The following is a 14,703-nucleotide window of genomic DNA, read 5'->3' as shown; positions in this document are numbered from 1 at the left end:
CACCGCCGCATCCCCGGCATCAGCATCGAACTGGTCGCGCCCCGTTTGTTTCGCCGGTGGCGAGCGGCATCGCGAACCCGCGCGAATTCCGCCGAAAACCGGCCTGGATCGGGTAAAATAGCCGGCTACGCGCGCAGCGATGCGATTGGTCCGCCGATCGCGCCCCGGCCCCCCGGGCGGGTTCCCTTGCTGCGCCACCGGGCCCGCGCCCGCTCCTCGCTCATCACCCAAGGAATGCCCATGACAGGCTACGATCGTCAGTCGATCTCGGATACGACCGCCAAAATCCTGCTCGAAGTGCAGGCGGTGCACTTCAATGCCGAAAAACCGTTCATCTTCACGTCCGGCTGGGCAAGCCCCGTCTATATCGACTGCCGCAAGCTGATCTCGTATCCGCGCGTGCGCCGTGCGCTGATGGAAATGGCGGAAACGACGATCACGCGCGACATCGGCTTCGAGCAGATCGACGCGGTGGCGGGCGGCGAGACGGCCGGCATCCCGTTCGCGGCCTGGATCGCGGACCGGATGATGGTGCCGATGCAGTACGTGCGCAAAAAGCCGAAGGGTTTCGGCCGCAATGCGCAGATCGAAGGCCATCTCGAGGAAGGCTCGCGCGTGCTGCTGGTGGAAGACCTGACGACCGACAGCCGCAGCAAGATCAACTTCGTCAACGCGCTGCGCACCGCCGGCGCGAAGGTGAACCACTGCTTCGTGCTGTTCCACTACGACATCTTCAAGGAAAGCGTGTCGGTCCTGAAGGACATCGACGTCGACCTGCACGCGCTCGCCACGTGGTGGGACGTGCTGCGCGTCGCGAAGGCCTCGGGCTACTTCGAGACGAAGACGCTCGACGAAGTCGAGAAATTCCTGCACGCACCGGCCGAGTGGTCGGCCGCGCACGGCGGCGCGACGGCCCCGAAGGAATGACGCCACGCCGGCATGCGTGCCGGCGCACTGGCCGAGAAAGCCGCCTGCTTCATCGCAGGCGGCTTTTTTTTCGTCCGCCGACCGGCGCCCTGACCGATCGCAATCGCGCTCGCCGGTGTGCGTCGCTCATCGAACCCTAATGCTAGACTTGATCCATCGCCGCCGTCGGCGGCGCGGGCAACACACAACGCCAACAATGCCGGGAGCCTCGGCCCGGCCCACGTGACGGGAGAAGCGCCATATGCGTGTGGATCGCCGGATCGCTCCGCCTGCGCCATCGGGTCGCCCGTCTCCGCTCCGCCTCCCCGCCCTCCTGTACGCCGCCGTTTTCGCGGTGCTGCCCGCGCATGCGGAAGGCCCGTTCACCGTGACGAGCGACGACCTGACGCCGGGTGCCCGCGTGCGGGCCGCGAACGTGTTCGACCGCGGCGACTGCAAGGGCGCGAACCGCTCGCCGCAACTCGCGTGGCGCAACCCGCCGCCCGGCACGCGCGGCTACGCGGTCACGATGTTCGATCCCGACGCGCCCGGGCACGGCTGGTGGCACTGGGCCGTCGCGGGCATCCCCGCGACCGTCACGAGCCTGCCGGCCGACGCGAGCGCATCCGGCTTCCTGCGCCGCATCGGCGCGAGCGAGGCGCGCAACGATTTCGGGATCGAGGGCTACGGCGGCCCGTGCCCGCCGCCCGGCAAGCCGCATCGCTACGTGATCACCGTCTATGCGCTGAAAGGCACCGACCTGCGCATCTCGCAGGGCCGCCCCGCGCCGATGTTCGAGCATGAAATCGGCACGCTCGCGATCGGCGCCGCGCAACTCACGGTCACTTACGGACAGTAGGCACTCGCGCGCCACCGCCCGTTGCGTGGCACGATTGCCCGCGCCGGCGAATTTCAGTGCGCGGCCCGCGCGCTTTTTCCCGTCATTTCGGCTTGCTAGACTCGGCAGCACCGGTCGCGGCGCCCCGCCGCGTATCCGTCGCGCCGCCCGCGTGCGGCGCGCGACGCGGCGAGCCTGCGCTCGGCCGTTCCCATCCCTTTCCGGAGAACGCTTCATGTCGAACATCGTCATCGTCTATCACAGCGGCTACGGTCACACGCAGAAACTGGCCGAGGCCGTGCACGCGGGTGCGCAGGAGGCCGGCGCCGCCGCACGCCTCATCGCCGTCGGCGAGCTCGACGACGCGGGCTGGGCCGCGCTCGACGCGGCGGACGCGATCGTCTTCGGCGCGCCGACCTACATGGGCGGCCCGTCCGCGCAGTTCAAGCAGTTCGCCGATGCCACGTCGAAACCGTGGTTTACGCAGAAATGGAAGGACAAGATCGCCGCGGGTTTCACGAACTCGGCGACGATGAACGGCGACAAGTTCTCGACGATTCAGTATTTCGTCACGCTGGCGATGCAACATGGGATGGTGTGGGTCGGCACGGGCATGATGCCGGCCAACTCGAAGGCGGCCACGCGCAACGACATCAACTACGTCGGCGGCTTCACGGGCCTGCTCGCGCAATCGCCGGCGGATGCGACGCCCGACGAGGGCCCGCTGCCCGGCGACCTCGACACCGCGAAAGCGTTCGGCCGGCGTGTCGCCGACGCGACGGCGCGCTGGGTAGCCGGCGGCCGCTGAGCGCACCCGGGCGCCCGCCCGCGCCGCGCCGCCGTCCGTGCGGCGGCGCGGCGCGGGCGGCGTCAAAGGGAGGGACACAAGACGGCCGCCGGCCGTCTTTTTTCGCCCCGTGCGGTGCAGCACCGCCGGATGACGTCTTAAAATGGCGGTTTCAGGGCGCCGCGGCTCCCGTTTCATTCAGTGAGAGCGAAATGAGCACCAAAGTTTTTGTCGACGGCCAGGAAGGCACGACCGGCCTCAAGATCTTCGAATACCTGTCGGCACGCAGCGACATCGAGATCCTGCGCATCGATGAAGCGAAGCGCAAGGACGTCGACGAGCGCCGCCGCCTGATCAACGCGTCGGACGTCACGTTCCTGTGCCTGCCGGATGTCGCATCGCGCGAATCCGCATCGCTCGTCGAGAATCCGGACACCACGCTGATCGACGCGAGCACCGCGTTCCGCACCCACGCCGACTGGGCCTACGGCCTGCCCGAGCTGACCCGCGCGCAGCGCGAGAAGATTCGTACGTCGAAGCGCATCGCGGTGCCTGGCTGCCACGCATCGGCGTTCGTGCTCGCGATGCGTCCGCTCGTCGATGCGGGCATCGTCGCGCCGACGTTCGCCGCGCACAGCTACTCGATCACCGGCTACAGCGGCGGCGGCAAGTCGATGATCGCCGAATACGAAGGCGCCGCGCCGGGCGGCAAGCTCGCGAGCCCGCGCCCGTACGCGCTCGGCCTTGCCCACAAGCATCTGCCGGAAATGGCCGCGCATACCGGCCTCGCGCACGCGCCGATCTTCACGCCGATCGTCGGCCCCTTCCTGAAGGGCCTCGCGGTGACGACCTACTTCACGCCCGAGCAGCTCGCGAAGCGCGCGACGCCGCAGGACGTGCAGCGCGTGTTCGCCGAGTACTACGCGGACGAAGCGTTCGTGCGCGTCGCACCGTTCGACGCGGAGGCGAACCTCGACAGCGGCTTCTTCGACGTGCAGGCGAACAACGACACGAACCGCGTCGACCTGTTCGTGTTCGGCAACGCGGAGCGCTTCGTCACGGTCGCGCGCCTCGACAACCTCGGCAAGGGTGCATCGGGCGCCGCGATCCAGTGCATGAACCTCAACATCGGCGCAGCCGAGGACGCGGGCCTCAAACGCTGATTCAACATCGCACGCGATGCAAAGCCGGCCATTGGCCGGCTTTTTATTTACCCGTATCAGTCAATATACAAAAACACGGGGCCGCGCATTTACAAATATTTACAAGCTTTCCATTGCGCGATTACCAGTGAATTAAACCAGCCCTCTTCCTCATCCAGTCAATCCCGAATAGGGATAAACCGGATACCGTCGATTTAAACGCTGCCGTTATACGCGGGAAGGCGTTGCGAGAGCGCGCCGAACGCCGCGCAACCGCTGCCGCGGCAGCTTTCGACAGCCCGCCCCGCGTTTAAATTCTTACCGATTTCCTTATCGGGCAAGGATTCAAATCGCAGATCCCGTTTCAATCGCCTTTTTTAGACGGGTTCATCAATTGACAGCAAAAATCCAGGCGGCGACATTAGCTCGCACAATTAAACGATTGGAGACAGCGGCATGTCGCACGCCTTATCGAAGGGGGTGGCAACGGCCTTTGCCATTGCCCCTTTCCTGGTTGCATGTGGTGGGGGGGACTCCGGTGGCGCGCTCGCGCCGATCGATGCGCCCCAATGTTCCGGCTCGAGCTGCGGCACGCAAGGGCCGCCGCCTTCGCAGCCCATCAACGGCGCACTCTGCCCGGCCAACGCCGATATCGCGAAGAGCACGTATCTCGGCGGCGCAGGTAGCGGCGAGATCGTCAGCGTCAACATCGACGCGGTCGCGATGACGTACACGCTCACGTGGCTCGAATCGCCGATTCCGCTGAAGACGGGCACCGTCACGCCCAGCCGCGTCGGCACGACCATCACGGGCAAGGTCGTCCACCCGCCGGCCGGCACGCTGCCGACCGCCGAGCAGACGCGCTGCGCGTTCGTGCTCACGCCGGGCACCGGCCCCGCGTCGGACGGCTCGACCTATTCGACGGCCGCCGACTTCAACCAGGCGAACCCGCCGATGCTGCTGGTCGGCATGGGCGTGGCGGGCGGCGGCATTCCCGGCGCGACGATCCAGTACGACGGGCTGACGATCGTCCCGGGCGTCGTGCAGAACGTCGGCCAGGTGCCGAACCGTCACTTCGACTTCTATCCGTTCCTCGGCTTCGCGAACACGACGACCGACCTCTCGAAACTGCCGGGCACGTACAACGCGCTGCTCTACCACCTCGTGCCGTCGGGCAACTACGCGACGAAGGGCTCGAATTCGAGCGAGACGTTCGATGCGAACGGCGCGTGCACGTCGAGCGGTTCGGGCGGCTGCCAGACGACCGGCGATCCGTGGAAGACGAGCGCGAAGGGCGGCTACTTCGACAGCACGAAGGCGCCGCAGACGCTGCCGCAGACGCAACTGCCGATCGTCGGCGCGACCGGCAAGTCGGCGACCGCGCACATGGTGATCGGCCAGCTCAACGGCGCGACGGTGCCGGTGATCGTGCGCACGGGCAACGTGAACCTCGGCACGCCGCCGCTGCACTTCGACGCGCAGGTCGACGACGAATCGGGCATCGCGGTGCTCGGCGCGGCGACGGCGATCACGTCGGGCGCGATCGACGGCGGCTACGCGGGTGCGGACTCGAACTTCAAGTACACGGCCGCGCTGATCCGCGGCAGCAACGCATCGTTCATCAACCCGTCCACGCAGGCCGAGGAAGACGGCTTCACGCTCGACTACGGCCAGACGATGCCGGGCCTGCTGAACGCGACGACGATACCGAAGCCGCCGCCCGGCACGAACTACCCGTCCGCATCGGGCGTCGTGATCGCGACGGGCGGGCTGTACGCGGCGCTGATCCAGGGCACGGTGAACGGCGGCGTCACGTCGACGTCGGCGAATTCGACGACATCGTCGACCCCGTACTTCGGCGTGGGCGCGCAGATCAGCAAGTAGCGATCGAGGGCGCGGCGGCCGGCCCGCCGCCGCGCGCAGGGAAGGCACGAAGGCGCTCGGCTCGGCGCCGGCAGGACGAGCACACGACAGAAGCGGCCGACAGGGAGCTGGCCGCCGCACAAGACAAATCTGGAGGAGCAACATGAAGCGCAACCTCATTCTGGCGGCGGCCCTTGCCGCCCCCCTTCTTTCCGCATGCGGCGGCGGCAGCGACAATCCGCCGCCGCTCGTCGAAGAGCGGCTTTGCCCCGCCACGCTCGACTACAACACCGTGTTTACGGGCGGCGCGGGCAGCGGCGAACTCGCGAAGGTCCAGCTCGACACGACCAAGATGACCTGGCAGGTCACCTATGTCGAATCGCCGGTGCCGCAAAAGACCGGCACCGTCGTGCCGACCCGCGCGGGCACCGTCGACAGCGGCACGCTCACGCAGGAAACGCTGTTGCCGACCAACAAGCTGAACCAGTGCGCGTTCCGCCTGAACGGCGCGAGCCTCGACGCGTCGCGTCCGGCGCGCATCTTCGTCGGCTTCGGCGTGGCGGGCGGCACGATTCCCGGCAAGGAGATCCAGTTCGACGGCGTGCTCGGCCAGGCCGCGGTGCCCGACACGAAATTCCCGTACTACCCGTTCATCGGCTTCTCGTCGATCGAAACCGACATCACGAAGGTCGCGGGCACGTACAGCCACATCGGCTTCGGCGAAGTGCCGTCGCAGAAATTCGCGCCGGCATCGATCGACGCGAAGGTGACGATCAACGCGGACGGCACATGGACCAAGTGCGACACGACCGGCCAGTTCGCCGGCGGCGCATGCGCGCAGCAGGGCACGAACTTCGTGCAGTCGGCCGACGGCAGCGGCGCATTCCAGTCGAACAACTACGCGAGCCAGTTGAAGCCGACGCTGTCGGCGACCCCGCAGGGCAAGGGCTTCATGATCGTCGGCAAGCTGCGCAACCAGCTCGTGCCGATCCTCGTGCGCACGGGGGTCGCGAACCCGAACCCGACGCCCGACAGCAACGGCGTGCCGGGCCTGACCGCCGACGACGAATCGAGCATCTCGATCCTCGCGCCGCAGACGGCCGTGGCGGCCGGCTCGCAGAACGGGGAATACATCGGCGTCGACAGCCAGTTCGATTACCGGACCACCGCGCTGATCGACAAGCAGGCCACGCTGCTCGACCCGTTCCAGCCGTCGCAGGCGTCGCTCGCCACCGCGCTCGACCTCGACTACACGCAGAAGGTGCCGGGCACGGTCACGACGATCCACACGGGTTCGGGCAGCACGTCGCCGACCGGCAAGTTCATCTTCACGGGTGGCGTGTTCGGTTTCCTCGACAACGCGGGATCGACGCCGTATTTCACGATCGGCGCATTCGTCCAGTAAGCGGAGGGAAAAGCCGTGATGAAGAAAACCCTTCTCTGCGCGGCGGCGGCCGCCGCCGCGCCGCTCGCGGCACACGCGCAGAGCGCCGGCAGCAACGTCGTCACGCTGGGCTGGTTCCACATCATGCCGCAGCAGAGCAGCACGCCGATGACGACCAACGTCGCGCCGACGCCGATCAACACGCCGCTGCGGCTGCCGCCGTCGTTCACGTCGCCGGGCACCGGGCTGCACACGAGCGGCGCCGACACCGTCGGCCTGACGGTCAGCCACTTCCTGACCGATCACATCGCGGTCACGTCGGTGGCAGGCGTGCCGCCGGTGTTCAAGGTGTCGGGCCGGGGCACGATCAAGCCGCCCGGCCCCGCCGGCGCGCTCGGCACGCAGAACATCGGGCTGGGATCGGTCAACCCGATCGTGAAGAGCGTGCGGCAGTGGAGCCCGGCGGTGATCCTGCAGTACTACTTCGGGCAGGCCACCGCGAAGTTCCGGCCGTTCCTCGGCCTCGGCGTGTCGTACAACTGGTTCAGCGACCTGCAGCTCAACACGAACTTCATCAAGCAGACGCAGGACAACCTCGGTGCGATCCTCGCGGCGGGCGCGGGCAAGCCGGGGACGACGTCGGTGGAAGCGAAGGCGTCGTCGTCGTGGCAGCCGGTGTTCAACGCAGGCCTGCAGTACAACCTGACGGAACACTTCGGGCTGGTCGCGTCGGTGACCTACATCCCGCTGAAGACGACGTCGACGGTGACGATCAAGGCGGCCGACGGCTCGGTGCTCGCCGAGTCGAAATCGGACCTGAAGGCGGACCCGATCATCAGCTACGTCGGGATGACCTACAAGTTCTGAGCGCGGCGAGAGCCGGCAAATGGAGCGCCGCGACACAATCGCAGGCAAAAAAAAGCCCGCCTAAGCGGCGGGCTGAATCCATATCAGAGGAGACATGGAGGAGACAGGTACAACTATAGCGAATCGGTTTCCGCAATGCAACATTTCCGTAGAGAAAATAAGGATTTTCCCTCGAACGCGGCCTCTAGTTCGCCGTTACGGCACCTGACCCCTTCCCGTTCTCCCGTTCGAGTACCTCGCCCAGCGCGTCGCGCAGCAGCGCGACCGGCCGCACCAGCCGGCCCGGTAACGTGCCGTGCACGATCCACACGTTGATCCGCGTTTCCAGCCCCGTCGTTTCCACCACCCTCAGCGCATCGCGATGCGCGCTGCGCGCCAGCGCGTTCGGCGGCGCGATCCCGATGCCGGCGCCGCGCGCGACGAGCGACAACTGCAGCTCCGAGCCGAATGCCTCGACCGCGACGTCGAACGGCAGCCCGGCCGCGCCGAGCGCCCGGCTCAGCGCCGAACGCATCCCGCAGCCGTCCTGGCTCAGCACCCACGGAAAACCCGACAGCGTGTCGAGCGACAGCGGGCCCGCCGGCAGCGGGAAATCGCGCGCGGCGACGAGCACCGTCGGCTGCGTGGCGAGCAGCGTCGCCGTCAACGCGTCCGGTAGCGCCGCGCTCGCCGGCACCATCACGGTGGCGACGTCGAGCGCACCGCGCTCGATGCCCTGCACCAGCGCAGGCGACCAGCCGGCCGTCACGCGCAGCGTGAGGCGCGGGAACGCGTCGCGCAGCCGATCGATCGGCCGCTCCAGCGCGAGCTCGGACAGAAACGGCGGCACGCCGATGCGCAGCTCGCCCGATGGTTCGCCGTCCGGCGCGCCCGCCGCCATCAGCTCGTCGACCGCGCCGAGCACGTTGCGCGCGAGCGCGTAGACGTCGCGCCCGGCCGCGGTCGGCTTCAGCGGCTTGCTCTGCCGCTCGAGCAACGGCACGCCGAGCAGCGATTCGAGGTTCTGCACGCGCCGCGTCAGGCCCGGCTGCGTCAGATGAAGCTTCGCGGCCGCGGCAACCATCGACCCGCTGTCGACGACCGCGACGAACGCCTGGAGATCACGCGTATTCAAAACAAACTCGCATAATCATGTTAGACATATTTCAATTGTCGCATAAACACCGGGGACCTACGATGGGAATTCCTTCGACCTTCCCGTCAGGCTTCCGATGAACTGCCCTGCCAACCGTTGCTCCGCCCCCGTTTCCTCGTCCGTCGCCGCGCCGCCCGCGCTGAGCACCGGCATGACGCTGTTCTTCGCCGCGACGGTCGGCGTGATCGTGATGGATCTGTTCGCCGCGCAACCGCTGACCGGCCCGATCAGCGCGGACCTGCACCTGCCGCCCGGCCTCGCCGGGCTCGTCGCGATGCTGCCGCAACTCGGCTACGCGGCCGGCCTCGCATTGCTCGTGCCGCTGGTCGACCTGCTCGAGAACCGCCGCCTGATCGTCGCGACGCTCGCCGTCTGCGCGGCGGCGCTCGCGCTGCCCGCCTTCACGCGCTCGGGCACCGTGTTCCTGCTCGCGACGCTCGCGGCCGGCGCCGCGTCGAGCGTGATCCAGATGCTCGTGCCGATGGCCGCGTCGATGGCGCCCGAAGCGCAGCGCGGCCGCGCGGTCGGCAACGTGATGAGCGGGCTGATGCTCGGGATCCTGCTGTCGCGGCCGCTCGCGAGCCTGATCGCGGGGTCGGCCGGCTGGCGCGCGTTCTATCTGCTGGCCGCGCTCGCGAACGCGGCGATCGCCGTCGTGCTCGCGCTGCGCCTGCCGACGCGCACGCCGTCGATCACGGCCGGCTACCGCGCGTTGCTCGCATCGATGGGACGCCTGCTCGCCGACGAGCCGGTGCTGCGCCGGCATGCGCTGTCGGCCGCGCTCGCGATGGCCGCGTTCAGCGCGTTCTGGACCGCCGTCGGGCTGCGGCTCGCGCAGCCGCCGTTCGCGCTCGATCTGCATGGGATCGCGCTGTTCGCGTTCGCCGGCGCCAGCGGCGCGATCGTCACGCCGCTCGCCGGCCGCGCGGGCGACCGCGGTCACGGCCCGGCCGCGCAGCGGCTCGCGCACGGCACGATGCTCGCGGCGCTCACCGTGCTCGGGATCGCCGGCGCCGGCTGGTTCGGCTTCGACGCGCATGCGCATCGCGGCGTCGCGCTCGCGCTGCTGGCCGGCGGCGCGGCGCTGCTCGATGCGGGCGTGATCGTCGACCAGACGATCGGCCGTCGCGCGATCAACCTGCTGAACCCGGCCGCGCGCGGACGCCTGAACGGGCTGTTCGTCGGGCTGTTCTTCGTCGGCGGCGCGCTCGGCGCGGCGCTCGCGGGCAGCGCGTGGGCATGGGGCGGATGGAGCGCAGTGTGCGGTGTCGGGTTCGCGTTCGCCGGCGCGGCGGCCGTGTTCGGGCTGACGGCCGGACGCGGCGCCGGCGCGGTGGCGCTGGATCGCCCGCGTGCGTAAGCGGACAGCGGTGCGACGCGGAGCCCGAAAACTGAACGCCCCGCCCTCTTGCGAGGGACGGGGCGTTCGGTACGCCGGTGCGGGCCGGGAATCAGTGACGAACCAGCGCCATCATCGCGCCGAAGCCGACGAATAGCCCGCCCGTCAGCCGGTTGAACACCTTCGCGACGCTCTGGCTCTTCAGCGTGGCGCCGATGCGCGTGCCGAACGCCGCGTAGACGAGATACCAGCTCACTTCGATCGCCGCGAACGTGACGACGAGGATGCCGAACTGCGGCAACGTAGGCTCGGCCGCGTTGATGAACTGCGGCAGCAGCGCGGCTGCGAACAGGATCGCCTTCGGATTGCTGCCCGCGACCAGGAAGCCATTGCGGAACAGCGCCACGCGCGACGCCGACGCCCCTTGCGACACGGCATCGGCGTCGGCCGCCGGCGCGTCGTCCACGCGTGCGCGCCACGCCTTCACGCCGAGATAGATCAGATAGGCCGCGCCCGCGAAGCGCAGCGCGTTGAACATCGCCGGCCATGCCTCGAGCACCGCGCCGAGCCCCGCCGCGGATACCGCGAGCATCAGCACCAGCGCGCTCAGGCAACCGGCCATCGTCGAGGACGAGCGCCGCAGCCCGTGCCGCGCGCCGTGCGTCATCACGAGCAGCATGTTCGGGCCCGGAATCGCCGACACGACGAACACCGTCGCCACGAAAAGCCACCACGTATGCAAGTTCATGAACTGCCTCTGCCTGGAATGATGTAAGGGAAAACGGACTGCCGATTATGCCGTGCGCACGGCGCTTCTGTCGCGTGTCAGCGGCCGGCGCGGCGCAGCGCGGCCTCGCCGAGCACCGCGAAATCCTGGTCGCCGCCGCCGTGCGCGAGCACGTCGAGCAGGCTGTCGCGCACGACGCTCGCCACCGGCAGCGGCACCGACGTCGCGTCGCCGGCCTCCAGCGCGAGCCGCACGTCCTTCAGCCCGAGCCGCGCCTTGAAACGCGCGGGCTCGTAGCGCCGCTCCGCGATCATCGCGCCGTAGCCTTCGTAGACGGGCCCCGGGAACACGCTGCTGGTGATCACGTCGAGGAAATCGCGCATCGCGACGCCGTGCGCGCCCAGCAGCGCGGACGCCTCGCCGAGCGTCTCGATCGCCGACGCGAGCGTGAAATTCGCGGCGATCTTCGCGACGTTCGCGTGCTGCGGCAACGAACCGAAGCGCCAGGTCTTCTGGCCGATCGCGTCGAACAGCGGCTGCACGCGGTCGATCGCCTCGGCCGGGCCGCCCGCCATGATCGTCAGGCGCGCGGCGGCCGCAACGTCGGGCCGCCCCATCACCGGCGCGGCGACGTAATCGATGCCGCGCGACGCATGCGCGTGCGCGAGCGATTCGGCGAGCGCGACCGACACCGTCGCCATGTTCACGTGGATCAGCCCGCGCGGCGCCTGGGCCAGCAGCGCGTCGTCGAATACCGCGCGCGCGGCCGTATCGTCGCCGAGCATCGAGAACACGGCGTCGCCGCGAAACGCGTCGGCCGGCGTGTCGACGACACGCGCGCCGACTGCCGCCAGCGGCTCGGCCCGCTCGCGCGACCGGTTCCAGACCCGCACCGTGTGGCCCGCCTTCAGCAGGTTCGTCGCGATCGCCTGCCCCATTTCGCCCAGCCCGATAAACCCGAGATCCATGTCCCGCTCCTTCGCTTCGTGAAGCCGCGAGTTAAACACAGATGCAGGCGCTTTGCAGCGCCTGCCGCCGGCCGGGCGCGGTGCGATACTGCACGGATGACGACCGCGACCTTCCGCTTTCACGGCGAACTGAACGCCTTTCTCGCGCGCCCGCAGCGCGACCGGGCGTTCGCGCACGCGTACGCCCGCGATGCGACGGCGAAGCATGCGATCGAGGCGCTCGGCGTCCCGCATACCGAAATCGGCCGGCTGTGCGTGAACGACGCGCCGGCCGCGCTCGACCGGCCGCTCGACGACGGCGACCGCGTCGAGGTCTTTCCCGAGCGCGCACGGCCGGCGGCCAACGGCGCGACCGCGCGGCAACCGGCGTCATGGCGCTTCGTTGCCGACGCGCATCTCGGCGGCCTCGCGCAACTGCTGCGCCTCGCCGGTTTCGACACCTGCTACGACAACCACTACCGCGACGATGAACTCGCGGCGCTCGCCGAGCGGGAGAACCGGATCGTGCTGACGCGCGACCGCGAGCTGCTCAAGCGGCGCGCGGTCGCGCGCGGCTGCTATCTCCATGCGCTGCAGCCGGCCGACCAGTTGCGCGAACTGTTCGAGCGGCTCGATCTCGCGCCGCACATGCGGCCGTTCCGGCTGTGCCTGCGCTGCAACGCGCCGCTGCATCCGCTCGATGCGGCGGCCGCGGCACCGCGCGTGCCGGCCGGCATCCGGCAGCGGCACCGGCGCTTCGCCGCGTGCGACGTGTGCCGGCGCGTGTTCTGGGAAGGCTCGCACTGGCGGCGCATGCGCGCGGTGGTCGACGCGATGCGCATGCCGCCGCCCGCCCGGCTCGACGAACCCGCCGAACCCGGCGCCTGAAAAAACGAAACCCCGCATGCCGGAGCATGCGGGGTTGGCAGACCGGTGACCGGCAACGCCGGCCGTGGCGGCGAACCGCTTAGTTCTGCGTGCCTGCGTCGTTCGTGCCGGCAGCCGATGCGGCTGCAGCCTTCGCCTGGCCCTTCTTCGAACCGTGGTGCTTCAGCTGGTGCTTCGGCTTGCTGTGATCCTTCTTGGCCGGTGCCGAAGCGGCGGCCGACGTGTCGGCTGCCGGCGCGGACGCCTGTGCGAATGCCGAAACCGATGCGAGTGCGAATGCTGCGGCGATGATCGAAGCGAGCGTCTTCTTCATTGTTCTTCCTTTAGCGGAGAAAAAATCAAACGTACCGGTAATCAAAGATGCGAGGCATTCGCACCGGAGCCCCAGGCCGCGAGGCCGGCTTTCGCCGTTTCCGTCGCGACAAAACCTGACGCACTCGTTCCATAACGCACCGCGTTCGCAGCAAGTTGACACGTTGCTTGCATCCTCGGGTTTCCCCGGGGGCAGGCGCGTCGGCCGGCGCCGGCAGGCCGGACAGGCCGCCGCCGCGCGGCGCCGCAAACCGGCTCGCGCGACGCCGGGGCGGCGCTTATACTGGCGTCCATCCGTCCCTTTCCCCGGAAACCGGATCGCGCCGGTCATACGACCGCCGCCGTCTCGAGGCGCTCAAATTGCCCGATCACAATCTGGACAAACTGAAAATCGACCGGCGTCCGATCGCACCGGTGCCGCGCCGGCGCCGGTGGGTCCGCTATGCGGCCGCCGCCGTGCTGATCGTCATCGCGATCGTCGCCGGCCTCGCGCTCACCGGTCGGCCGACCGTCGACACTACGTCCGTCACGTCCGCCTACCCGTACCAGAACGACACGCAGCTCAATGCGACCGGCTACGTCGTGCCGCAACGCAAGGCCGCGGTCGCGTCGAAGGGCCAGGGGCGCGTCGAATGGCTCGGCGTGCTCGAAGGCACGCACGTGAAGCAGGACGAGATCATCGCGCGGCTCGAAAGCAGCGACGTGCAAGCGTCGCTTGCCCAGGCGCGCGCGCAGGTGCAGGTCTCCCGCGCGAACCTCGGCGTCGCGCAGGCGGAACTCAAGGATGCGGAGATCGCGCTGCGCCGCACCGCCGCGCTCGCGCCGCGCGGCGCCGTGCCGGCCGCGCAGCTCGACACCGACACGGCCCGCGTGAACAAGGCGCGCGCGACGCTCAATAGCGACCGGGCCGCGATCGCGTCCGCCGAAGCGAACGCGCAGGCCGCGCAGGTCGCGGTCGACCAGACGGTGATCCGCGCGCCGTTCGACGGCATCGTGCTCGCCAAGCACGCGAACGTGGGCGACAACATCACGCCGTTCTCGTCCGCGTCGGACAGCAAGGGCGCGGTCGTGACAATCGCCGACATGGAGACGCTCGAGGTCGAGGCCGACGTCGCCGAATCGAACATCGCGAAGATCCGCGCCGAGCAGCCGTGCGAGATCCAGCTCGACGCGCTGCCCGACATGCGCTTCGCCGGCCGCGTGTCGCGGATCGTGCCGACCGTCGACCGCTCGAAGGCCACCGTGCTCGTGAAGGTGCGCTTCGTCGACCGCGACGAGCGCGTGCTGCCCGACATGAGCGCGAAGATCGCATTCCTGTCGAAGCCGGCGTCGCCGCAGGACCGGCAGCCGGTGACCGCCGTGCAGGCGAGCGCCGTGGTCGAGCGCGACGGCCGGCCGGTCGTGTTCGTCGTGAAGGACGACACCGTGCATGCGGTGGCCGTGACGCGCGGCATGCGGATCGGCGAGCTGGTGGCGATCCGTGGCGTGAAACCCGGCGACACGGTCGTGCTCGCGCCGGGCGCGAAGCTGAAGGACGGCGCGAAAGTGACCGTCGCGAAGAAGTAGCG

The 14,703-nt window shown here is 69.0% G+C and carries 14 protein-coding genes; 10 read left to right on the top strand and 4 right to left on the bottom strand.

Annotated elements, in window-relative coordinates; all coding sequences use genetic code 11:
* Window positions 1-240 precede the first annotated feature (240 nt).
* The 7 genes from WT97_RS07100 (at window position 241) to WT97_RS07070 (ending at window position 7,787) form a co-directional block, all read left to right on the top strand.
* Window positions 241-927, top strand: coding sequence for an orotate phosphoribosyltransferase (locus WT97_RS07100; RefSeq protein ID WP_059503367.1), 687 nt, complete (start codon window positions 241-243; stop codon window positions 925-927).
* Window positions 928-1,168: 241 nt separating this feature from the next.
* A complete protein-coding gene (locus WT97_RS07095) occupies window positions 1,169-1,765 on the top strand; it encodes a YbhB/YbcL family Raf kinase inhibitor-like protein (protein ID WP_060353219.1) in 597 nt (198 codons plus the stop codon).
* 214 nt (window positions 1,766-1,979) lie between these two features.
* Window positions 1,980-2,552 carry a flavodoxin family protein gene (locus tag WT97_RS07090; RefSeq protein WP_060353218.1) on the top strand — a complete coding sequence of 191 codons (573 nt, stop codon included), beginning with the start codon at window positions 1,980-1,982 and terminating at the stop codon, window positions 2,550-2,552.
* Between the two features lie 191 nt (window positions 2,553-2,743).
* The gene (gene argC, locus WT97_RS07085) at window positions 2,744-3,694 is read left to right on the top strand and encodes an N-acetyl-gamma-glutamyl-phosphate reductase (protein WP_059503363.1); all 951 of its coding nucleotides are present in this window, start codon (window positions 2,744-2,746) and stop codon (window positions 3,692-3,694) included.
* 435 nt (window positions 3,695-4,129) lie between these two features.
* Complete coding sequence (locus WT97_RS07080) at window positions 4,130-5,557, top strand: DUF2957 domain-containing protein (protein ID WP_060353217.1); 1,428 nt, start codon at window positions 4,130-4,132, stop codon at window positions 5,555-5,557.
* Window positions 5,558-5,699: 142 nt separating this feature from the next.
* Entirely contained in the window at window positions 5,700-6,941 is a 1,242-nt protein-coding gene (locus WT97_RS07075) for a DUF2957 domain-containing protein (RefSeq protein ID WP_059503359.1), read from the top strand.
* An 18-nt stretch (window positions 6,942-6,959) separates the two neighbouring features.
* Window positions 6,960-7,787 carry an OmpW family protein gene (locus WT97_RS07070; protein ID WP_060353216.1) on the top strand — a complete coding sequence of 276 codons (828 nt, stop codon included), beginning with the start codon at window positions 6,960-6,962 and terminating at the stop codon, window positions 7,785-7,787.
* A gap of 184 nt (window positions 7,788-7,971) precedes the next feature.
* Here WT97_RS07070 and WT97_RS07065 read toward each other — a convergent pair whose 3' ends face one another.
* Window positions 7,972-8,901 (bottom strand): LysR family transcriptional regulator, encoded by a 930-nt coding sequence (locus WT97_RS07065; protein ID WP_060353215.1) that lies wholly within the window; start codon window positions 8,899-8,901, stop codon window positions 7,972-7,974.
* A gap of 97 nt (window positions 8,902-8,998) precedes the next feature.
* Between WT97_RS07065 and WT97_RS07060 the strand changes: the two genes are divergently transcribed.
* Complete coding sequence (locus tag WT97_RS07060) at window positions 8,999-10,282, top strand: MFS transporter (protein ID WP_059503353.1); 1,284 nt, start codon at window positions 8,999-9,001, stop codon at window positions 10,280-10,282.
* 91 nt (window positions 10,283-10,373) lie between these two features.
* Here the strand turns inward: WT97_RS07060 and WT97_RS07055 are convergent, their stop codons facing one another.
* Window positions 10,374-11,009, bottom strand: a complete 636-nt coding sequence (locus tag WT97_RS07055; protein ID WP_060353214.1) for a LysE family translocator — start codon at window positions 11,007-11,009, stop codon at window positions 10,374-10,376.
* Window positions 11,010-11,086: 77 nt separating this feature from the next.
* Window positions 11,087-11,956 carry an NAD(P)-dependent oxidoreductase gene (locus WT97_RS07050; RefSeq protein ID WP_059503349.1) on the bottom strand — a complete coding sequence of 290 codons (870 nt, stop codon included), beginning with the start codon at window positions 11,954-11,956 and terminating at the stop codon, window positions 11,087-11,089.
* A gap of 96 nt (window positions 11,957-12,052) precedes the next feature.
* Here WT97_RS07050 and WT97_RS07045 point away from each other — a divergent pair, with 96 nt between their 5' ends.
* Entirely contained in the window at window positions 12,053-12,823 is a 771-nt protein-coding gene (locus WT97_RS07045; protein WP_060353213.1) for a Mut7-C RNAse domain-containing protein, read from the top strand.
* Window positions 12,824-12,902: 79 nt separating this feature from the next.
* On the opposite strand, the gene WT97_RS07040 is transcribed toward WT97_RS07045, so the two are convergent.
* The gene (locus tag WT97_RS07040; protein WP_012327737.1) at window positions 12,903-13,136 is read right to left on the bottom strand and encodes a hypothetical protein; all 234 of its coding nucleotides are present in this window, start codon (window positions 13,134-13,136) and stop codon (window positions 12,903-12,905) included.
* Window positions 13,137-13,495: 359 nt separating this feature from the next.
* Here WT97_RS07040 and WT97_RS07035 point away from each other — a divergent pair, with 359 nt between their 5' ends.
* On the top strand, window positions 13,496-14,701 hold the full coding sequence (locus WT97_RS07035; protein WP_060353212.1) for an efflux RND transporter periplasmic adaptor subunit: 1,206 nt from the start codon (window positions 13,496-13,498) through the stop codon (window positions 14,699-14,701).
* The last annotated feature ends 2 nt before the right edge of the window (window positions 14,702-14,703 follow it).

The organism is Burkholderia sp. MSMB1459WGS (assembly GCF_001534535.1).
Classification (GTDB): Bacteria; Pseudomonadota; Gammaproteobacteria; order Burkholderiales; family Burkholderiaceae; genus Burkholderia.
This window is presented reverse-complemented; position numbering and strand designations above follow the sequence as displayed.